We start from the raw sequence: 20,117 nt of genomic DNA on the forward strand, positions 1-20,117 counted from the left end.
CTACGCGCCGCCCTGGTCGCGGTCGCCATCCTCGCTCTGATCGGAGCCGCTGCCGGCGGCATCGCGGTCGGCATCCTGCTCCACCCCTAAGACCGGTGTCCAGGCGGGCGTGAACTCCGTCATCAGGTGTTCCGCCCGCCACACCGCCTCGCCGGCCCTCGGCCGACCCTTCCCGCGCTGCACGAACCTGATGATGCTGAACGCGTCGAGCAAGGTGCTCCGCTGTTCGCCCAGGTCCAGCGCCTCGAACTCCTCGTACGCGGCCTCGATGTCGACGACCTTCGCCGGCCCGCGCCCGGCCGCCTTGGCGATCTCCCGCTGGATCGCCTCCAACTCCTTGCGCGCCTTGGTCGTGCCCTCGTGCAGCTCGAGCCTGGTGATCAAGCCCAACGACCGGTCCTCGACCAACTCCTTGATCGCGCCCTCGAGCTGCGTCTCCCGGTCACGCAACGGCTGGAGGTCGGCAGTGCTCGGCATCGGCCGGAACGACACCCGACCCAGCAGCTTCATCTGCGAGATCAGCCGGTGCACCACCTGGCCGTCCGCGTAGTCGATCGGGAGCTGCGTGTGGCCGCGACCCAGCTCCGGCTCCCGGGCCACCCCGGCGCACATGTAAAACGGCTCGCCCTTCTTCTTCGTCGCCCGGACCGGGCCGCCGCACACTCCGCAGTGCGCGATGGCCGACAGCAGGTTCGCCAGCTTGCCGCCCACCCAGTCGGGGCGCTCCCGATCGGCCAGCATCTGGTCCACCTTCCGCCACGTCGCCTCGTCGATGATGGGCTCCCAGGCCGCCGGCCCCATCACCTCGCCATAGAGCGTGATCATTCCCATGTTGCGCGGCTGCCTCAGCAGGAAGCGTAGGGCGACGATGCTCCACTGTCCGGTCGGGTCGTACGCTCGGCGGCGAGGCTGACGCGGCCGGGTCTCCTCCTGCGACGGCGCGCTGGTCCGGAAGCCGGCCTCGTTCCACTCCCGCGCGACCGCCGACAGCGTCTTGCCGGCGGCGACATCCTGGTACGCCTTCTTGATCGCGGCGGCCTGCTCCTCGTTGTGCGAGCCGTCCTTGTTGAAGCCGAACGGCACCCTGATCCAGTTCGGCTTGCCCTTGGCGATGCGCTGGTCGGACGCCAGGATCTGCCGGGCCGCCTTGCGCTCGCCCTCGGCCGTCGCCACCGCAGCCAGAATGCGCGCGACCATCCGGCCCACGTCGGTGGTCAGGTCGATGTCGCCGGTCGCGGTCGCCAGGCCGATGTTGCGCTCGATCGCCATCTCGATCAGGACTTCCAGGTCCTTCATCGAGCGGGTCACGCGGTCCAGGTGCCAGGCCACCACGAGATCGGCTTCGCCGGCCTCAATGGTCTTGACCACCCGCTGCCACCCGGGCCGGTCGTCGAGCCGCCAGTCCGTCGCCGAGATCGTGTCGTCGATCACGGCGACCACGTCCCAGCCACGGGCCAGCGCGAGCGCCCGGCACGCCTGCTCTTGCCGCTCCAGACCTGCACCCTCGCCGCTCTTGTCGAGGCTCATCCGCAGGTAGATGATGGCGCGAGGCTGGGCGGCAGCGTCCGTGCCAGTGTTCCGCATCTGCATCGCACGACGACGGGCAAGAGACTTGATCTGTGGCGGCGTCATGGGTCTATGCTACGTTAGAACTGCTTCTCGCAAAGTGAGGGCATCCTCTCTACCAGGCGTTTCAGGCGTCGGCGCCGGCCATCGGCACGCGTGTGACGACTCCGGAGGGTGACGGCCGGGTCGTGGCGCACAGTGTCCCGAAGGACTCGGTGGTGGTCCGGATGGATGCCGACGGTTCCCGGTGCTCCTGCTCGCGGGCATCGGTGTGTGGCCCCCGGCAGTCGCACGACGAGCGGTACAACGCGGGTTAGCCGAGGTCACCTAGGACGCGAGCCGGGTGACCTGGTCGCGCAGCACCCGGATGGTGTTGTCGAGGTAGTCGGTGATGACCGCCATCTCGTGCTCGTCGTAGCGGCTCTGGAACTCGGCCATCGCCTGCCCCAGGTCGGCGAAGATGCCGCCGAGGTCCGGAGTCTTGTCCGGGTTGGCCACGAGCAGGGTGCGCCGCCGATCGGACGGATCGGGGCGGCGTAGTACATACCCCGCCCGCTCGAGCCGGTCGACGATCCCGGTCAGCGCGGTGACCCCCACCCCGAGCTCGGGCGCCAGCGCGCCGATCGGCATCGGGCCGCTGCGCAGGATGGCACCCAGCGCCTTGTGCTCGGCCGCGTTGAGCCCGAGCCGGCGTGCGACCGCCTCATGGAAGAGCACGATCGCGGTGCTCAGTTCCCAGCCGTAGTCACGTGCCATGGCGCACCCTCTTTACTTCATGCATATGGATAGTCCATCGTAGTGGAGTAAATGGAGGTTGCCATGAAAGAGCTCGCTCATGCCGCCGCCACCTGGGCCGGTGGCTTCTATCTCCACCACTTCACACTCGTCTTCGGTCTGTCCCTGATCCCGACAGTGCAGCGGTTCGCTGTGGTCCGCTGGGACCCGCCGCCGGCCGTCTCCGTCACCACGGAAGTGCTGGTCGCTGTCGCCCGCGTGCTGCTGGTGGTCGTGGCCGTACGCCTCATGATCTCCTCCACCGGGCTCGGCGCCGCCACCGCCTGGGCCCGGCTGAAAGCCGGCATCGACGCAGACCCGGTCGCGTTCTGGGGCCAGTGGGCGCTGCTCGCCGTCGCGTTCCTGATCTTCGACGTCCTGCCCAACGCGTTGATCGCCACCGTCGTGCCGGAGCCGTCGCGGGATCTCGTGACGGCCTGGCTGGTCGCGCTGAAGAACCCGACGATCATCGCCTGCACCATGCTGTGGATGATCGGGATCGGTCACGCCCTGATCGTCGGATTCAGGCGACAGTGATCGGTGGCTCGATCCGGTGCACGGTGAGCGGCGTCTGTGGCCGTAGCCACGAGGCGTGCGGATCGCCGTCCGGGTCGGCCGCCCAGTCCTTGCAGATCCGCTGAACGCCCAGCGGGTGGACGGTCAGGTTGCCGTCGGCGCTGATGTGCAGGCGCAGGAAACTCTTCGCGTGCTCGATGCCCTGTCCGGCGTACAACTCGTTGAGGTTGACGTCGAAACGTGCAGCGATCAGCAGATACAGCGCCAGGAGCTGGGTCGAGACGATGGCGATCAGTGGTCCGTAGCCGATCGCGGCGACGGCCAGCGGGCCCGGCCACTGCCAGTTGCGGAACGGGAACTGCTCCCACACCCAGGTGCCGCCGACCGCGAGCCCGATCTGACTCAGGCCGTGCGCCGCACCGAGGACCCAATGGCGTGCGTGCCCGTCCGGCTTCGCGAACAACACCGTCCCCGCCATGATCAGGAACAGCATCAGAACCAGCGGGATGCTGAACAGCCGCTGGATGTTGCCGCCCTGGCTGACCGCGCCGGCCATGGCCAGCATGGTCAGGGTGTGGATGATGCCGAGCATCGTGGCGAATCCGGCGTTGCGATGCGGCACCCGGTGGAAGACGCCCAGTCCCAGCCGCCACGACGCCTTCGGATCCGGGAAGGTCGCCTTCCGCTCGTACCGTCGGCTGCGGCTCTTACTGCGGGCCAGCGTCTCCTTCGGCGGCACCATCAGATGGTCCGGCAGGTTCTGCGTGCCGAGCGTGTATGCCCCACCGCCACCGCAGGTGATCAGCTCCCGGTCCTCGCCGGAGTAGCGCGCGTAGTGGTGCAGATCCCCGGAGACCAGTACCCGGACCTGGGCCTGGGTGGGCGCGAGGATGGTCCGGATGAAGTAGTCGACGGCGTCGTACGCGTCCGGATCCTGCCGTGCCTTGACCCACGTCGGTGACGGCGTCATCAGGATGACCCGGTCCTCCGGCCCGACGTGCTCGGCGGCCCGCTCGAAGTAGAGCAGCTGCGGGTCGTCGATGTACGCGCCGAACTGCTCGTCCACCGCGAACAGCCACCAGTTCGCGGGCAGTTTGACCGCGAAGTACGACCGCCGCTGCTCGGTCCGCCACCCGCCGATGTGCCCGTCCTTGCGCCGCGCGAACAGTCGCAGGAACGCGGTCAGCCCGTCGTACCAGTCGTGGTTGCCGGGCAGGGCGAACAGGGTGGGCCGCGGCGCGCCGGCCGGGGCCTCGGGCAGGGCCGCGCGGTACGGCCCCTTCATCCGGTTCTCGTAGCCGTCCCCGCTGGCCAGCGGATACACCTGGTCGCCGCCCATCAGCAGCAGCCGTCCGCGGGGCAGCCGTTCGCCGTCGACCTCCAGTTCCTCCTGCGCCAGCAGGTAGGCCACCGAGTAGGTGGCGTCGAACCCGTCTCCGAGGTCGGCCACGTAGTCGAGCCACAGTTCGCCGGTGGCGGTGGCGGAGTGGTCGAAGACGTCCCCGTCGAGCGCGTTCTGGAGTTCCCGCTTGTCCAGGTAGGCCCCGAAGAAGATGTGCAACAGCGTCCGCAGCCCGGTGCTGAGCAGCAGCAGCGGCGCGAGCCAGCCGATCGGGCCCTTCCGGGTGAACCCGAGTTCCTGCGGATCAAGGCTCCGAGGCCGATTCGGCACGCTGTTTTCGGACTCGGCGAGACGCTGTCGGGGAACGGTGGTCACCGAACGATCCTCCCCGGTGAGGGCGTGTCCGTCTATGCAGTACACTTGGCAATCGTTGCCGCCTTAGCTCAGTCGGCTAGAGCGACGCACTCGTAATGCGTAGGTCGACGGTTCGATTCCGTCAGGCGGCTCAAAGAGAAACCCCAGGTCAGCGACCTGGGGTTCTTCTATTGCCGGGGTTCCGTCGGCTACGCCTCGAAGCGGGCGCGGCGCCGACGGCCGACCAGGTAACCACCGGCACCCAGCACCAGGAGCGCGCCACCGACGCCGACCACGATCCCGGTGTTGGAACCGGTCACCGGCAGCCCGCCGCCCTCGCCGTCACCCTCGTCCTCGCCGTCGGGCGTGGTGCCCGGAGTGGCCGAAGCGGTGGCGGTCGGGGTGGCGCTGGGCGTGACGCTCGGTGACGGCGAGGGCGACGTCGCCTTGCAGTCGAGCTCACGCGCGGCGTACAGACCCTCGTTCAGGTAGGCCAGCAGCGCGTCGTAGCCCCCGTCGTCGAGCGTCTTGTTCGCGGCCGCACGCACGTTGGTGCCGGCATTCTGCATCGTGTTGCCCACCGCGACCCGCAGGGAATGCATCCAGGTCGTCACCACGTCCTTTTTGAGGAATGCCCGCAGGTCCGCCTCAGGGGCGCCCAGCTTCTCCTCGATCAGGCCGGGCAGAAAGGCCAGCGAGTCGGCCTTCACCGCGTCCAGGATCCGGTAGGCCAGAACCCGAACCTGTCCCGCGTCGGCGGTGTCCAGGTCGATGGTGATGAGCGTCCGGATGTCCGTGAAGACCTTGCGCTCGACCGTCTGGCAGGACGCGTCAAGCCCCGGTGCGGCGGCCTGAGCCACCGCCGGCGCCGCCGGAATCAAAAGAGCCAGCGTCAGTACGGCGCCAGCGGTGATCTTCCTTCGCATGTGTGTCTTCCTCCCCGTTGAAGCCAAAGCCCGCAGATACTACCGTCAATAGGCTTGATCCCTAGAGGGAGTGCCTACCGGGCTCCGGCCGGCTCGCGCAGCGCCGGGGTGAGCGCGAGTGACAGCACCAGCAGCATCGCCACCGCGAGCAGGCCACGGGAGACCGTGAAGTGGTCGCCGAGGAAGCCGATCAGGGGCGGCCCGCCGAGGAACGCGCAGTACCCGATCGACGCCACCACACCGACCCGGGCCGGGGCCTTCGCGGGTTCGTCGGCGGCCGCGCTCATGCCGACCGGGAAGCCGAGTGAGGCGCCCAGTCCCCAGAGCAGGGCCCCGCCGAAGGCGATCGCCGGGTGCGGGCCGAAGACGAAGATGAGCAGCCCGGCCAGGCCGGTGACGGCGAGCAGCCGGAGCACCGGCACCCGCCCGTAGCGGTCCAGCAGGTTGGGCCCGAACCAGCGGCCGACGGTCATCGCGGCCAGGAACACCGCGAAGCCGAGGGTGCCGGTGGAGGCGTCGGTGCCGTGGTCGTCGATGAGCGCGATGTTGATCCAGTCGATGCCGGCGCCCTCGGTCAGCGCGAACGCCAGCACGAACAGGCCGATCAGCAGGGTGCGGGGTTCCCGCCAGGCGGCCAGGGCGCCGCCCGACTTCCCGGCCCCGTCCTCGGGGGTGGTCTCGTCGGGGATGAACCCGCGGACCGCGATCACCACCGCGATCACCACCAGGACGCACGCGATGATCACGTGCTGGGTGACCGGGAGCCCGGCCTTGACCGCGCCTGCTCCGGCCAGGGCGCCGGCGACGGTGCCGACGCTGTAGCCGGCGTGGAACCGGGACATGATCGAGCGCCCGAGACGGCGTTCCACCACGGCGGCCTGCACGTTCATGGCGACGTCCCAGGCGCCTGTGGAGAAGCCGTAGACGTAGAGCGCGATGACCACCGGGACCACGCCGTACTGGTAGCCGATGGCGGCGCCGGCCAGCGCCGTGCCGAGCAGCACGGCCATCGTGCCGACCATGGTGCGGGAACCGAACCGGTGGACCAGGTGCCCGGCCAGCGGCAGCGAGGTGATCGACCCGGCGGCGATGGCGAGCAGCACGAGACCGATCCCGGACGGGGTGAGCCCGAGGTGGTCGCGGATCTGCGGGATCCGGGCGGCGAAGCTGGCCATGGCTACGCCGAGGAAGATGAAGGTGATGTAGACCGATCGGGTCGTGGCCCGCAGGTCGGCTGTCTCAACCGTACTCAAACGATGACTCCGTGTAACGTGTTAGATAACGTGAGAGCGTTTTCTCTGCTCACGGTATCGAGAAATCCGAGTTCATGGTGAGGGGCGGGTGGCCGGCTCGGCCACCCGCCCCTCAGATGGTGGCGGTTAGAGGGAACGACGCTGCCAGGGCGCCCACTGGATCGCCGCGGCGAAACCACCGCGGCGGGCGTCCCGGGCCCCGGCCGCGGACAGCGGCCCCTCCCGGTCGGATTTGACGCCCGTGCCGATCAGCCTGGTCTCGAACCAGGACCCACTCAGTCCACGGCGTACGCGTTCCCACAGCCCGCCCTCGATGAGCGCGTCGGTGTGGATGCGCAGCCGGTCGGCCAGGACTTTCGGATCCTCGTCGCAGGTCTCGCAGGCGCATGCCGGAAGTGACTCCGCCCACCATCGGCCGAGCCGGAGCGCCAGCCCGGGCTCGGTGAAGTGGACCGCCAGAGGAGCGGCGGTCGGCATGCGGGGGATGAGCCGGACGGTCCGCACGAGCGCGTCGTCGAGCCCGAGCGGTTCCTTGCTCTCCCGGCGCTCCACCAGGTAACGCTCGGAGAGTTCGTCCAGCAGGATTTCGGCCGCCTCGTGCAGAGTGGCGAAGCGGTCGGTCTCGGTGGCACCCGGTTTGCCGTCCACCAATGCAGTATGCCGCGCTCGGCCCGCGGCGCCGGGTTCCACTGGAGGAAGGTGAGTCATCAGAAACCGAAGGTTCCCGCCTTGACTCCTGCCACGAACGCGTCCCACTGCTCCTCGGCGAAGCTGAGCGGGAGCGTGCCGGGGTTCTTCGAGTCGCGGACCAGGAACCGGTCCGCCGTCCTCGCCACCTCGACGCAGGCGCCGTGGGAACATCGACCGCTTCGGCGCCAACGGGGCTCTTCCGTCGGTTTGATCATTTTGTGCACCTCCGTGACGGTTCGGAATCCACGTTAAGCGAGGGACTCGTTACTCTGCGGAAGGTCACATGAGTGAAAATGAAAAACGACGCTTTCCTCCATCAATGGGAGTTATGCGCCGCCAATTTATTACTATTAATCTGGTTTGTGAATTTTTTGGACCGGCCCGCTCTGATTTCTCCTGCGGTCAGAGCGGGCGCGACCGAACGACTTCAGAAGCGGAACTCGCCCGCGGCCACACCCTCCACGAAGGCGTCCCACTCAGCCTGCGTGAAGCTCAGAGCAGGGGCCTCGGGGTTCTTCGAGTCGCGGATCAGGTACTGGTCTTCGACCTTCGCGACCTCGACACACGTCGACGTTCCGCAGCGGCTGCTCTTCCGCCAAGCGGGCACGTTCATCTCTTCCATCGGGGACCTCTCGGAAATGTTTCTCGGTGGTTTATGTCTTCTCTGGCGACGCGGTACCTGTATTCCCGCGTTCCAGTTCTTTGATCTGCCGTTCGATGAATTGGATCGTGTCTTCCTCACCGGCGGCTTCACGCCAGACCCGGTCGTAACGAGCGCGATGTTTCGCGATCGCCTCCCGGTCTTCGATCATTTCGTCATTAAGACCGGTTTCCCGGTAGAGCACCTCGCCCTGACCCAGCTGGAGCAGGTCGAAGCTGGCATTGTTGGTCAGTGACGCATCGAGGGAGAACGGCACCATCCGGATGCGGACGTAACCGTTCTCGGCGTTCTGCTTCAGGTGACGGAGCTGCTCCGCGAAGACTTCCGGCCCGCCGATCGTGCGGCGTAGCACCGACTCGTCCACCATCAGCAGGAAGGTCACGGGCCGGGTCTCCAGGACCTCGCGACGTTTGTTCCTCGCCTCGATGCGCCTCGTACGCTTTTCCTCGGTGAGCTCGTCCTCGAACCGGGACATCAGCGCTTCCGCGTAGGCGGGCGTCTGTAGGTGACCCGGGATGTAATAAATCGAGTACGAACGAATCTCCGAGGCTTCGCTCTCGTACTCGATCAGTTTACGCATGCCATCGGTGAGGGTGTCGCGGAATTCCGCGGCCTGATACCACGCCTGCTGGCGGGTCCGGGAGATGCGTGCGGCGGCGACCAGATCGGAGACGACCGTCTTGTCCTTCACGCCGAGAAGTGCAAGCAGTGGCCGCAGATCGTTCTGGGAGATGCTGACATCCCCGTTCTCGATCCGGATGACCTTGCTGTGGGACCACTCCATCGCCTCGGCGACCTGATTTTGGGTGAGTCCGGCTCGCTCGCGCGCTTCACGGAGCGCGAGACGTACGCGCCGGCGCGCGATCGTCGGCGAGTCACCCTCGGTCATGAGTCCTTCATCGTCGAAGTGTTTGGTGACGCCCAGTAACGACTAAGCTTCGTTAAGCCACCTCGCTGACTGCCAGGTGGCAACCAGCGAGGTCGCGGACATCCTATTACTGTCCTATCAGAACGACAGGTGCAAGGTGCGGTTTTGATCAATTCGCAATCTCACCCGAGAGGTCTTCACGAATTCCCAGGTCAGGCGGCTGCCAGTCCGTAACCCCAGGAGGTTCGGCGACGATCCTCCATGGCGCGCCGTAGTGCTCTGCTCACCTGATTGAAGACTCGCGGGTCGGCGGACGAATAGAGCACCACGGCGGTTCCGCGGTACTGCGCGTGCAACTCCCAGCGACCGGGTTCGCGCCACATCATGGCTACTCCGGGTATGGCCAGGGCGAGGAAGACGAGAACGTAGACCGCCGGATCCGGTAGCAGGATCCAGCCGGCGGCCGCCATGGCGATGGCCACCGCGGCGAAGGCGGGAGCGTAGGGCCGGACCCGGGCCGGCGCCTGAACGAGGCCGACGTTACGAAGGTCCGGAATGGTGAAGATCAACGGCGTGGTGGTGGGGTGCCAGACGAACCGATCGTCGGACACCAGGGCGTCCGGCCCGCGATAGTAGATCCGTGTGCGCATGGCGAACTCCTCTTCACGGATTCTTGCGAGAAGGGAAGGAGTGGAGCCACCATTGGCGCGAGAGACCCATTCCCGCCTCGCTCGAGTCGCAACGAGCGCAGTCGCTGGGAACCCTGCCGCTGAGGAGTGAGCCTCAGAGGCAGACAACGGCACCCGTTTGCCGCCGGGTGCCGTTGCTTGTCTCTCCCTCCAACTCCGCCCTTGTTGCCCTGTAAGAAGTGAAGCACGCCACCCCGCAGTCCGCCATCACTCAATCTGCCATGTTGCAGATTGCGTACAAGCTGTGCGACGTTCGACTATGCGGTCCATCGGCGGACGCCTACGTGTTTGCTTCCGGAAGCGACCGGGTAGGCCAAGCTCGGATGCCATTACGAACCTGCGTTTGTGCAGGTAGGAAGGGCGAAACCGAATGGAGAGCCGATTGAGCGTCGCCGGTCAGGCGGTGCAGCCGATTCTGGTGATGTTCCCGTTGGGGCTGTTCGCGATGGCCGTAATGTTCGATATGGCGGATTTGTTGGGTGGGCCTAACATCCTCGGTGCCCTCGCCTACTGGAACATCGTGGCCGGCCTGGTCGGTGGAGCACTCGCCACCGTGGCGAGCGCCGCCGACGTGATGTTCGCGCGCCGCTCGCAGGACCGCCGGCTCGGCGCGCTGCGCAGCCTGATCAACGTGGGTGTGCTGGTGGTCTTCGCGGTCATCGCGATGCTCCGGGTGCAGGCCGCAGACCGGGTCATCGGCGGCGGGCTGTTCGCCGTCGAGTTGCTGGCCCTCGCGCTGGCCGGGTTCGGTGCCTGGTTCGGTGGCGAGATCGCCAACGGGCGCCCACCGGCGTTCGCTCGGGCCGCCGTGGGAAACCGCAACTACTGAACGGCGTCACCTAGCGGTCGGTGCGGGAGGCGGCGGTGGCGTTCCACTCGTCGTCGGCCGCCTTCTTCAGGGCCATGCCGTGTTCGCCGTCGTAACGGAGGAACTTCGGCAGGGCCGCGGCCAGGGCCAAGCTGCCCGCCACACAGAGCACCCCGCCCACCCAGATGGCGCCGGCCACACCCAGCCCGGTCCGGGCCATCGCGCCGGCCCGGAGCTGACCGAGCAGCGGACCCGTGGTGTACGACAGCATCTCGATCCCGGCCAGACGCCCGCGCAGGTGGTCGGGGATGGTCTGGTTCCAGATGATCATGCGGAACAGGCCGGACACCATGTCGGCCGCACCCGCGAAGGCCAGGCAGAACAGGGTGAGCCACAGGGTGTCGGAGAGGCCAACACCGATGATGCCGACACCCCACAGCGCCGCCGCGATCAGCACCATCAGACCGTGCCGGTGCACCCGGGCGGTCCAGCCGGAGCCGATCGTGGCCAGCAGCGAGCCGATCGCCGGCGCGGCGTAGAGCAGGCCCAGCACCTTCGGGCCGCCGAGGTCCTCGGCCAGGAACGGGTACAGGGCGGCCGGCATGCCGAAGAACATCGCGTTGATGTCGACCAGGTAGGTGCCGAGCAGCTCGGGGCGGGACTTGGCGTACTTCAGGCCGATGACCACGCTCTTCACCGACGGGCGGTCGGCGGCCACCGGCGGCGGGACCGCCTTGACCAGGAACAGGCAGACCAGCGAGACGGCGAAGGTCAGCAGGTCGAACGCGTACACCCAGGCCAGGTCGAAGGTGGCGAGCAGGATGCCGGCCAGCGGCATGCCGGCGAGCTGGGCGAACTGCATGCTGAGCGACTGGAGCGACATGGTGGCCGGCAGCTCCTCCGGCTTCACCAGCCGGGGGACCATCGCCTGGAGGGCCGGGCGTTGCAGGCCGGCGACCGCGGCGGTCAGGAACGCGGCCACGTAGAGCAGCCACAGATGCGGCTCGTCGGAGAGTGAGTTGACCAGCAGGATGCCGCAGATCACCGCGAGCGCGGCCTCGCTGCCCCAGACCAGCAGACGCCTGTCGATGTAGTCGGCCAGCGCCCCGCCGACGAACGACATGAAGATCAGCGGCAACAGTTCGCAGACGCCGATCAGGCCGACCATCAGCGGGTCGTCGGTCAGCTTCGCCACCTGGTACGGGATGGTGACGTAACTGATGAACGACCCGAACGCCGTGACGAGCCCGGCGATGAAGACGAGCCGGAAGTCCCGGGAGGTGCGTAACGGGGACAGGTCCAGGCTCAGGCGGCGCTTCGAGGTCACGAAGGGCCATCCTGCCCCAGTGGACGGCACTCCGCACCGCGATTTAGGACACCCTTACTTCATGATGAGCACGCCGGTCTCGCGGAAGCTGGCCAGGTCGGCGAGCGCCTCGTCGATGATGAACGAATGCTGGACGGGCAACGCGTCCAGCGGGAAGAAACCGGCGTCCACACTCTCGTCGGTCTGCCGGAGCAGCTCGCCCTCCCACGAGTGCACCACGAACGTCATGAGCACCTGCTGGTACGTGTGCGCGTACTCATTGGTGTAGGTGTGGGCGGTGTGGAAGACGTACGGCGTCAGGGACGTGGCGCGTAGGCCGGTCTCCTCCCACAGCTCGCGGACGGCGCACTCCTCCATGCTCTCGCCGAGCTCCATGGCGCCGGCCGGGATCGCCCAGCGGTGGTTGTCGGACCGCTGGATCAGCAGCAGCCGGCCCTGCTCGTCGAACACCACGGTGCGGGCGCCGACGAAGAAGATCGTGTCGGTGTCGCCGATACTCGCGCGCACCCTGCCGAGGTAGGACTCCGCCCATGCAACTCCCATAGGAGAAGATTAGTCACGCCGACTTCTTGGCGGCCTTCCGCGGAGTGGTCGTTTTCCTCGGCGCTGCGGCCCGGGGCGCCCTGGACGCCTTCTTCGCTGGTGGGGGCGCTTCGTCCGTACCCTCGCCGCGGGCTTGTTTGGCTCTTTCGACGGAGGCCTTCAGGGCCGCCATCAGGTCGATGGCCGCGGCCGGCGCCTCCTCGGCCTCTTCCGGCTGGACCACTTCGCGTCCCTCGATCTTGGCATCGATGACCTCCTGCAACGCGGCCCGGTAGTTGTCGGTGAACTCGTCGGGCTTGAAGCTGCCGGCCATCGAATCGATCAGGGAGGCGGCCATCGCGAGCTCGGCCGGGCGGGTCTCGATGTCGTCGTCGAGGAAACCGAATTCGGGGGTACGGACCTCGTCCGGCCACATCATCGTGTTGAGGACCAGCACGTCGTCGCGGACCCGGAGGGTGGCGAGCTGTTCACGCTGCCGGATCGCGATCTTGACGATGGCCACCCGCTCGGCATCCCGCAGCGCGTCACGCAGGAGCACGTAGGGTTTCGCGGCCTGGCCCTCGGGTTCCAGATAGTAGGCCTTCGCGAAAAGAATCGGGTCGATCTGCTCAGCGGGTACGAATTCGAGCACGTCGATGGCGCGCGAGGTGCTCAGCGGGAGATCGGCGAAATCCTCATCAGTCAAGATCACCATTTCACCGCCGCCGATGTCATAACCCTTGGCGATGTCGTCGAAGCTGACCGCCTCGCCGTCCACCGAGCAGGTGCGCTGGTATTTGATCCGGCCACCGTCGGTGCGATGCACCTGGTGGAAGCGGATGTCCTTCTCCTCGGTCGCCGAGTAGAGCTTGACGGCGATCGACACCAGACCGAATGAGACAGCGCCCTTCCAGATCGCTCGCATGTCCTCAGAATGGCATCACTGGGACGCCTGCGTAAGGTGAATGCTTCTGCTTATGGTGATCGGGTGGCCGGATCACCGCTCACCCCGATGCTCGCGACCGCGGGCGGGTTGCCGGTGGGCCCGGACTGGAGCTTCGAGTTCAAGTGGGACGGGGTTCGCGTCCTGGCGCTCTTCGGTGACGGGCCGCCCGCCCTCTACGCCCGCTCCGGCGCGCTGGTCACCGCCGCCTATCCGGAGATCGCCGACCTGCATCTGCCCGAGGGCACGCTCCTGGACGGCGAGATGGTGGTCTTCGACGCGGACGGGCGGCCCTCGTTCACGGCGCTGGCCGAGCGGATGCACGTCCGTGACAAGAACAAGGCGGCCCGGCTGGCGGCCACGCTCCCGGTCAGCTACCTGATCTTCGACCTGCTCTACCTCGACGGCATGGACTACACCGGCCTGCCCTACCTGGCCCGGCGCGAGCGCCTGGAGGAGCTCGACCTGGCCGGGCCGCACTGGATGGTGCCGCCGTCGTTCGGCGACGGGCCGGCCACCGAGGCGGCCGCCCGCGAGAATCGGCTCGAAGGCGTGATGGCCAAGCGTTCCGACTCGGTCTACCTGCCCGGACTCCGCTCACCGGACTGGGTAAAGATCAAATTTGATCAGACCGGCGACTACGTCATCGGCGGCTGGCGGCCCGGCGCGCGCAAACTCGGCGGCCTCCTGATCGGTGTGCCGACCGCGGACGGCCTGGCCTTCCGGGGCCGGGTCGGCGGTGGCATCGGCGCGGCGGCCGAGCGCGACCTGCTCTCGCGGCTGGCGCCGCTCGCCACACCGGATTCGCCGTTCGCTCCCGGCGCGGTGCCGCGCGAGGATTCCAAAGGAGCACATTGGGTACGGCCGGAGTTGGTCGCCGAGATCCGCTACGGCAACCAGACACCCGACCGTCGTCTGCGGTTCCCCCGTTTCCTGCGGCTACGTGACGACAAGAAGCCATCGGAGTGTGCCGACGATGCCCCGTGACCGGATCCCGGTGACCATCGAGGGCCGTGACCTCGAACTCTCCAACCTGGACAAGGTCCTGTATCCGGCCGCCGGATTCACCAAGGGCGAAGTGATCGACTACTACACGCGGATCGCGCCGATCCTGCTGCCGCACCTGCGGGGCCGGGTGGTCACCCGGATCCGCTACCCCAACGGCGTCGACGAGGCGCATTTCTTCGAGAAGAACAAGCCTGGCGGTACGCCGGACTGGGTCCGCCTGGAGAGGCTGCCGGTGCCCGGTTCCACCAGGAGCCGGGAGACCATCGACTTCGTGGTCGTCGACGAGCTGGCCACGCTCGTCTGGCTGGCCAACCTGGCGGCGATCGAGCTGCACACCCCGCAGTGGCGGGTCGGCGCCGACCCGGATCTGCTGGTCGTCGACCTCGATCCGGGCGCGCCGGCCGGCCTGCGGGAGTGCTGTGCGGTGGCGGTGCTGATGCGTGACCGGCTGGCCGACTCGGGGATCGCCGCCTACCCGAAGACCTCCGGCAAGAAGGGCATGCAACTGTGCTGCCCGATCTCGGGAACGCAGCCGGCCGACGTGGTCGCCGGGTTCGCCCATGCGGTCGCCGAGGAGCTGGCCGCCATGGTGCCCGGTTCGATCACCGCGAAGATGGCCAAGCAGCTGCGGCCCGGAAAGGTCTTCATCGACTGGAGTCAGAACGTGGCGGCCAAGACCACGGTCACGCCGTATTCCCTGCGAGCCGGCTCGTCGCCCACTGCTTCGACGCCGCTGACCTGGGACGAGGTGGTCGCCATGGCCACCGGGGAGATGCCGGCCCGCCAGTTCGGTCCCGACGAGGTCCTGTCCCGGATCGACGCCCACGGTGATCTGCTCGCCGGTCTCCTGACGCCGGGGCCGGTGGTTCCCTCGTAGCGCCGCAGGGGTGTATAACTGTTCTAGAACTCAGTTCTAGAACAGTGGAGGTGTGTCATGACCGAGATCGCGCTGCCGCGACCGGCCGCCAGCGTCATGAGCGACCCCGGCTCGATCGGCCGGTTCGGGGAGTACGGCGGGCGCTACGTGCCCGAGTCGCTGATTCCGGCGTGTGCCGCGCTGGAGGAGGCGTTCCGTGAGGCCTGGGCCGACCCGCGGTTCCGCCGCGACCTCGACCGGCTGCTCGCCGTGCACGCCGGACGGCCCACCGCCCTCACGCCGGCCTGGCGGCTGTCCGAGGAGCTGGGCGTGAACGTGCTGCTCAAGCGCGAGGATCTGGCGCACACCGGCTCCCACAAGATCAATAATGTGCTGGGGCAGGCGCTGCTCGCCAAGCGGATGGGCAAGACCCGGCTCCTCGCCGAGACCGGTGCCGGACAGCACGGGGTCGCCACCGCCACCGCCGCCGCGCTGCTCGGCCTCGACGCCACCGTCTACATGGGTGAGGTCGACATCGAGCGGCAGGCCCTCAACGTGTTCCGGATGAAGATGCTCGGCGCCGAGGTCGTCCCGGTCACCAGTGGCACCCGCACCCTCAAGGACTCCACGAGTGAGGCGCTGCGACAGTGGGTGACCTGTGTGGACGAAGCCCACTACTGCCTCGGATCGGTGATGGGGCCGCACCCGTACCCATGGATGGTCCGGGAATTTCAACGAGTCGTCGGTGACGAGTCCCGGCAGCAGTGCGCGGCCGAACTCAGCACCGGGGTGCCCGACTACGTGGTCGCCTGCATCGGCGGCGGATCCAACGCGGCCGGCACGTTCGCCGGATTCGTCGACACCCCGGCCCGGCTCGTCGGGGTCGAGGCCGAAGGTGGGGCGGCTATCGCGTTCGGGCAGATCGGTGTGCTCCACGGGTTCCGGTCCTACCTGATGCAGGACGAGAACGGGCAGGTCACCGAGGCGCACTCGATCGCGGCCGGACTCGACTACCCGGGCATAGGACCGGAGCACGCCCACCTCAAGGACAGTGGGCGGGCGCGGTATGTCACGGTTCGCGACGAGGAGATCGTCCCGGCTGTGCACCGGCTCGCCCGTACCGAAGGAATTCTTCCCGCCCTTGAATCCGCCCATGCCATCGCGTGGGTGATCCGGGCCGCCGAGTCGGGCGAACTCCCGCCGTGGTCGACGGTGCTGGTGACGCTCTCCGGGCGCGGCGACAAGGACATGGCGACCCTGATGGCGGCGTCATGACCACCCTGCTGCGCACCGGACGGCCGTTGCTGGTGCCCTACGTCACCGGTGGGATCCGGCCGGACTGGACCGACTACCTGCACGAATACGCCCGCAACGGTGCCGACGCGATCGAGATCGGGCTGCCCTTCTCCGACCCGATCCTGGACGGGCCGACGATTCAGGAGGCCTCCGACACCGCCCTGCGCCGTGGCGTGACGGTCCGGAGCATCCTCGACGACGTCACCGGGATCGACGTCGGTGTCCCGTTGATCGCGATGACCTACTACAACCTCGTGGCGCACCGGGACGCCGCGACGTTCTGCCGGGACCTGGCCGCCGCCGGGATCGGTGGGCTGATCGTTCCGGACGTACCGGTCGACGAGTCCGCCGGGCTCGCCGCCGCCGCAGCGGCCGCCGGAATCGACCTGACCCTGCTGGCCGCGCCGACCACACCTTCCGGGCGGCTCGCCGAGATCGCGGCGGCGTCCCGCGGGTTCGTCTACGCGGTCTCGACGATGGGCACCACCGGCTCGGCGTTCGCCGCATCGGGTGGGCGCCTCGCCGCCGAGCTGCGGACACTCACCGAACTACCGGTCCTGCTCGCCTTCGGAATCGCCAGCCACCCCGAGGCGGTGACCGCGGCGCAGTCCGCCGACGGTGTCGTGATCGGGGCCGCGCTGATGCGGCGCATCCTCGACGGCGGCACCCCGGCCGAGCTCGGCGCGGTGCTGGCCGGGTTCCGCCGGGCACTCGACGAGGATGGGCCAGACTGTGTTCCGTGAAAATTCCCGCATACCGGCGCATCGCCACCGACCTCGCCGACCGGATCCGGGCGGGGCAGTACCGGCCGGGTGACGCGCTGCCGGCTCAGCGGGAGCTCAGCGCCAGCTACGGGGTCACCCTGATGACCCTGCGGCAGGCGTTGCAGGAGTTGCGCGACGAGGGTCTGATCGTCCAGCAGGCCGGGCGGGGGACCTTCGTCGCGCCGGTGCAGGCCGCCTACCGGGTCGACACGCTGCGCAGCTTCGTCGAGGACCTGCGCGAACAGGGCCACCGGGTGACCACCGAGGTGGTGTCGGTCGGGTTGGACAACGGCCTTCGCCTGGAACGGGTGCGGTTGCTCGGCGACCGGCCGGTGATCCACCAGACGTCGTCGGTCCCGGCGCCCTGGGCGGCCGCGATCGCCGGCGAGGACTTCCGGCGGGTGTCGCTCTACGTGGCGCTGGCCGAGGCCGGGGTGACCATCGTGCGGGCCTCCGAGCGGATCGTGCCGGGACTGCTCACCGAACCGGTCGCCGGACATCTGCGGCGGCCGGCCGGTGAGGCGGTGTTCGTCAGCGAGCGCACCACCTATGCCATGGACGAGCAGGTGGTGGTCGTCGACCGGGCGGTGATCCTCGGCGATCTGATGGAGATCCGGGCCGAGCGGGCCGCCACCCGCCTGTCAGTCCAATGGGGAGCAATCACCGACCGGCAGCCCTGATCGCCCCCGCAGTCACCTTTCTCGAGCTATTTCGTGGCCACTGCCGGGTGGGCGGCAAGGAAGGCGTCGATCGTGACCCGGTCCTCCGGACGGAAAGCCGCCCGGGGGACCGCCAACTGGGTCGCACCGTGCCGGAGCAGCCAGGCCTGCGGTTGCGACTTGACCCCTGTCACGCCGGCCCAGGTCAGGTGCACGTCGCTGGTGGCCGTGCGGACCCGGATGCCGTCGTCGTCGAGCGTGTAATGCGTTGTCTGAGCGGCCTGTTTCCGCTGGGGGTACCAGAGGGCCAGCGCGACCAGCTCGGGGAAGACCAGGCAGAAGGCGGAGCCGAACAGGGGAATCAGGTTGTCCCTGTCGACGCCGGTCACCAGGACCAGGACCAGACCGGCGGCGCCTATTCCTTGGAGTAGGCGCCGCTTGGGGAAGGCCTCGATGCCGATACGCCGAAACGTTCGATAGGTGAAGTGATGGTCCCCCGCGATATTCATGCAGGGGAGTATGTCACTCAGTCGATCTTGGGCAGGGGTGGGCCGAGGACGTCGTCAGCATCGATGATCTTGTAGGCGTACCCCTGCTCGGCCAGGAATCTCTGACGATGCGCCGCATACTCGGTGTCGATCGTGTCGCGGGAGACCACCGTGTAGAAATGCGCCTGCCGTCCGTCGCCTTTCGGCCGCAGCACCCGGCCCAGACGCTGCGCCTCCTCCTGCCGCGAACCGAATGTGCCGGACACCTGGATCGCCACCGCCGCCTCCGGCAGGTCGATCGAGAAGTTGCCGACCTTCGACAGCACCAGAGTCCGGATCGAACCGTCGCGGAACGCGTCGAACAGGCGCTCCCGCTCCTTGTTCGTCGTGGAACCCTGCACGATCGGCGCGTCCAGGAACTCGCCCAGCTCGTGCAACTGGTCCAGGAAACCGCCGATCACCAGCACCTGCTCACCGGGATGGCGCTCCACCAGGGCCTTCACGACGGGCAGTTTGGTACGCGCGGTCGCCGCCACCCGATAGCGTTCCTCGGCCTCGGTCACCGCGTACGACATGCGCTCCGCATCGGTCAGGGTGACCCGGACCTCGACGCACTCGGCCGGCGCGATCCAGCCCTGAGCCTCGATGTCCTTCCACGGGGCGTCGTAACGTTTCGGCCCGATCAGTGAGAAGACGTCACCCTCCCGGCCGTCCTCCCGGACCAGGGTCGCGGTCAGGCCGAGCCGCCGACGGGCCTGCAGGTCCGCGGTGAACCGGAAGATCGGCGCCGGCAGCAGGTGCACCTCGTCGTAGATGACCAGACCCCAGTCACGGGCGCCGAACAGATCCAGATGCGTGAACGCGCCCCCACGCCGCGACGTCAGCACCTGGTACGTCGCGATGGTGACCGGCCGGATCTCCTTGCGCTCGCCGCTGTACTCCCCGATCTCGTCCTCGGTCAGCGTGGTCCGGGCCAGCAGTTCCCGTTTCCACTGCCGGCCCGCGACCGTGTTGGTGACCAGGATCAACGTGGTCGCCTTGGCGGTCGCCATCGCCGCCGCGCCGACGAGCGTCTTACCCGCCCCGCACGGCAGCACGACAACCCCGGAACCACCCGCCCAAAAACCGTCAACCGCCTCTTGCTGGTACGACCGGAGCGTCCACCCGTCCTCAGCGAGGCCGATCTCGTGCGCTTCACCATCGACGTAACCGGCCAGGTCCTCGGCCGGCCAGCCCAGCTTGAGCAGCGCCTGCTTGAGCCGGCCGCGCTCTGAACCGTGCACTGCGATGGTCTCGTCGTCGAGGCGCGCACCGAGCATGCCGGCCAGCTTCTTCGACTTCGCCACCTCGATCAGCACGATCTTGTCGAGACCGCGCAGCACCAGCCCGTGCACCGGATCGTTCAGCAGCTGCAGCCGCCCGTAGCGGTCCATCGTCTCGGCGACGTCCACCAGCAGCGCGTGCGGCACCGGATAGCGAGAGAATTTGATCAGCGCGTCGACGACGCTCTCCGCGTCATGGCCGGCGGCCCGCGAGTTCCACAATCCGAGCGGCGTCAGCCGGTAGGTGTGCACATGCTCAGGTGACCGCTCCAGCTCAGCGAACGGCGCGATCGCCATCCGGCAGGCTTGGGCATCCGGGTGATCCACCTCCAGAAGCAGAGTCTTGTCCGACTGCACGATCAGTGGTCCGCCACTCACGCGTACACCCTCCGAAGGCCGAAAAAGACGACCCTCAAGTGTGCCACGAAATTCGTTTACAACCTTTCGCCCCGCTCGCGCGTCGGTACTTACGGCCGGGTCGTGCG

At 68.0% G+C, this 20,117-nt stretch carries 22 protein-coding genes, 1 tRNA gene and 1 pseudogene; 9 read left to right on the plus strand and 15 right to left on the minus strand.

All coding sequences use genetic code 11. From position 1 onward, the window contains the following. Window positions 1–1,632: a recombinase family protein gene (locus tag AB0E94_RS04685; RefSeq protein ID WP_360322552.1), complete on the minus strand. Its 1,632-nt coding sequence runs from the start codon at window positions 1,630–1,632 to the stop codon at window positions 1–3. Between the two features lie 41 nt (window positions 1,633–1,673). Here AB0E94_RS04685 and AB0E94_RS04690 point away from each other — a divergent pair. Further along, a pseudogene (locus tag AB0E94_RS04690) lies at window positions 1,674–1,883 on the plus strand (regulatory iron-sulfur-containing complex subunit RicT); the annotation flags it as partial. Window positions 1,884–1,893: 10 nt separating this feature from the next. Here the strand turns inward: AB0E94_RS04690 and AB0E94_RS04695 are convergent. After that, window positions 1,894–2,322, minus strand: a complete 429-nt coding sequence (locus AB0E94_RS04695; RefSeq protein WP_360322556.1) for a MarR family transcriptional regulator — start codon at window positions 2,320–2,322, stop codon at window positions 1,894–1,896. 63 nt (window positions 2,323–2,385) lie between these two features. On the opposite strand from AB0E94_RS04695, the gene AB0E94_RS04700 reads away from it, so the two are divergent. After that, window positions 2,386–2,877, plus strand: coding sequence for a hypothetical protein (locus AB0E94_RS04700; RefSeq protein ID WP_360322559.1), 492 nt, complete (start codon window positions 2,386–2,388; stop codon window positions 2,875–2,877). Here AB0E94_RS04700 and AB0E94_RS04705 read toward each other — a convergent pair. Then, the gene (locus AB0E94_RS04705; protein ID WP_360322562.1) at window positions 2,864–4,573 is read right to left on the minus strand and encodes a metallophosphoesterase; all 1,710 of its coding nucleotides are present in this window, start codon (window positions 4,571–4,573) and stop codon (window positions 2,864–2,866) included. The genes AB0E94_RS04700 and AB0E94_RS04705 overlap by 14 nt on opposite strands. A gap of 57 nt (window positions 4,574–4,630) precedes the next feature. On the opposite strand from AB0E94_RS04705, the gene AB0E94_RS04710 reads away from it, so the two are divergent. After that, window positions 4,631–4,704 (plus strand) — tRNA-Thr (locus AB0E94_RS04710). 57 nt (window positions 4,705–4,761) lie between these two features. Here AB0E94_RS04710 and AB0E94_RS04715 read toward each other — a convergent pair. The 7 genes from AB0E94_RS04715 to AB0E94_RS04745 all read right to left on the minus strand — a co-directional run bounded on the left by AB0E94_RS04715 (window position 4,762) and on the right by AB0E94_RS04745 (window position 9,600). Next, the gene (locus tag AB0E94_RS04715; RefSeq protein ID WP_360322565.1) at window positions 4,762–5,478 is read right to left on the minus strand and encodes an LPXTG cell wall anchor domain-containing protein; all 717 of its coding nucleotides are present in this window, start codon (window positions 5,476–5,478) and stop codon (window positions 4,762–4,764) included. Window positions 5,479–5,552: 74 nt separating this feature from the next. Further along, window positions 5,553–6,731: an MFS transporter gene (locus AB0E94_RS04720; RefSeq protein WP_360322568.1), complete on the minus strand. Its 1,179-nt coding sequence runs from the start codon at window positions 6,729–6,731 to the stop codon at window positions 5,553–5,555. A gap of 126 nt (window positions 6,732–6,857) precedes the next feature. Continuing rightward, window positions 6,858–7,379: a DUF6226 family protein gene (locus AB0E94_RS04725; RefSeq protein WP_360322571.1), complete on the minus strand. Its 522-nt coding sequence runs from the start codon at window positions 7,377–7,379 to the stop codon at window positions 6,858–6,860. Between the two features lie 59 nt (window positions 7,380–7,438). Next, complete coding sequence (locus tag AB0E94_RS04730) at window positions 7,439–7,636, minus strand: DUF397 domain-containing protein (protein WP_360322574.1); 198 nt, start codon at window positions 7,634–7,636, stop codon at window positions 7,439–7,441. Between the two features lie 212 nt (window positions 7,637–7,848). Beyond that, complete coding sequence (locus tag AB0E94_RS04735) at window positions 7,849–8,043, minus strand: DUF397 domain-containing protein (protein WP_317788999.1); 195 nt, start codon at window positions 8,041–8,043, stop codon at window positions 7,849–7,851. Between the two features lie 31 nt (window positions 8,044–8,074). Further along, complete coding sequence (locus AB0E94_RS04740; protein ID WP_360322577.1) at window positions 8,075–8,971, minus strand: helix-turn-helix transcriptional regulator; 897 nt, start codon at window positions 8,969–8,971, stop codon at window positions 8,075–8,077. Between the two features lie 191 nt (window positions 8,972–9,162). Further along, entirely contained in the window at window positions 9,163–9,600 is a 438-nt protein-coding gene (locus AB0E94_RS04745) for a DUF6232 family protein (RefSeq protein ID WP_360322580.1), read from the minus strand. Between the two features lie 409 nt (window positions 9,601–10,009). Here AB0E94_RS04745 and AB0E94_RS04750 point away from each other — a divergent pair, with 409 nt between their 5' ends. After that, the gene (locus AB0E94_RS04750) at window positions 10,010–10,468 is read left to right on the plus strand and encodes a DUF2231 domain-containing protein (protein ID WP_360322583.1); all 459 of its coding nucleotides are present in this window, start codon (window positions 10,010–10,012) and stop codon (window positions 10,466–10,468) included. A 10-nt stretch (window positions 10,469–10,478) separates the two neighbouring features. On the opposite strand, the gene AB0E94_RS04755 is transcribed toward AB0E94_RS04750, so the two are convergent. The 3 genes from AB0E94_RS04755 to AB0E94_RS04765 are packed head-to-tail and all read right to left on the minus strand — an operon-like array spanning window position 10,479 to window position 13,221. Next, window positions 10,479–11,774, minus strand: a complete 1,296-nt coding sequence (locus tag AB0E94_RS04755) for an MFS transporter (protein WP_360322586.1) — start codon at window positions 11,772–11,774, stop codon at window positions 10,479–10,481. Window positions 11,775–11,828: 54 nt separating this feature from the next. Then, window positions 11,829–12,317, minus strand: coding sequence for an NUDIX domain-containing protein (locus tag AB0E94_RS04760; protein WP_360322589.1), 489 nt, complete (start codon window positions 12,315–12,317; stop codon window positions 11,829–11,831). 13 nt (window positions 12,318–12,330) lie between these two features. Beyond that, window positions 12,331–13,221, minus strand: coding sequence for a Ku protein (locus AB0E94_RS04765; RefSeq protein ID WP_360322592.1), 891 nt, complete (start codon window positions 13,219–13,221; stop codon window positions 12,331–12,333). An 87-nt stretch (window positions 13,222–13,308) separates the two neighbouring features. On the opposite strand from AB0E94_RS04765, the gene AB0E94_RS04770 reads away from it, so the two are divergent. From AB0E94_RS04770 to AB0E94_RS04790, 5 genes are read left to right on the plus strand one after another with little or no spacing between them, the layout of a single operon-like run. Beyond that, on the plus strand, window positions 13,309–14,226 hold the full coding sequence (locus AB0E94_RS04770) for a DNA ligase (RefSeq protein WP_360322751.1): 918 nt from the start codon (window positions 13,309–13,311) through the stop codon (window positions 14,224–14,226). After that, window positions 14,216–15,124, plus strand: coding sequence for a non-homologous end-joining DNA ligase (gene ligD, locus AB0E94_RS04775; RefSeq protein ID WP_360322595.1), 909 nt, complete (start codon window positions 14,216–14,218; stop codon window positions 15,122–15,124). Before AB0E94_RS04770 ends, ligD begins: the two co-directional genes overlap by 11 nt. 57 nt (window positions 15,125–15,181) lie before the next feature. Continuing rightward, complete coding sequence (gene trpB / locus AB0E94_RS04780) at window positions 15,182–16,378, plus strand: tryptophan synthase subunit beta (RefSeq protein WP_360322598.1); 1,197 nt, start codon at window positions 15,182–15,184, stop codon at window positions 16,376–16,378. Then, the gene (gene trpA / locus AB0E94_RS04785; protein ID WP_360322601.1) at window positions 16,375–17,142 is read left to right on the plus strand and encodes a tryptophan synthase subunit alpha; all 768 of its coding nucleotides are present in this window, start codon (window positions 16,375–16,377) and stop codon (window positions 17,140–17,142) included. Before trpB ends, trpA begins: the two co-directional genes overlap by 4 nt. A gap of 2 nt (window positions 17,143–17,144) precedes the next feature. Next, a complete protein-coding gene (locus AB0E94_RS04790; RefSeq protein WP_360322753.1) occupies window positions 17,145–17,843 on the plus strand; it encodes a GntR family transcriptional regulator in 699 nt (232 codons plus the stop codon). Window positions 17,844–17,869: 26 nt separating this feature from the next. Here AB0E94_RS04790 and AB0E94_RS04795 read toward each other — a convergent pair whose 3' ends face one another. Continuing rightward, entirely contained in the window at window positions 17,870–18,331 is a 462-nt protein-coding gene (locus tag AB0E94_RS04795; RefSeq protein WP_360322604.1) for a YcxB family protein, read from the minus strand. Window positions 18,332–18,348: 17 nt separating this feature from the next. Then, on the minus strand, window positions 18,349–20,010 hold the full coding sequence (locus AB0E94_RS04800; RefSeq protein WP_360322607.1) for a DNA repair helicase XPB: 1,662 nt from the start codon (window positions 20,008–20,010) through the stop codon (window positions 18,349–18,351). Window positions 20,011–20,117 lie beyond the last annotated feature (107 nt).

This window comes from Actinoplanes sp. NPDC026670 (assembly GCF_040638175.1).
In the GTDB taxonomy this organism is placed as follows: domain Bacteria; phylum Actinomycetota; class Actinomycetes; order Mycobacteriales; family Micromonosporaceae; genus Actinoplanes.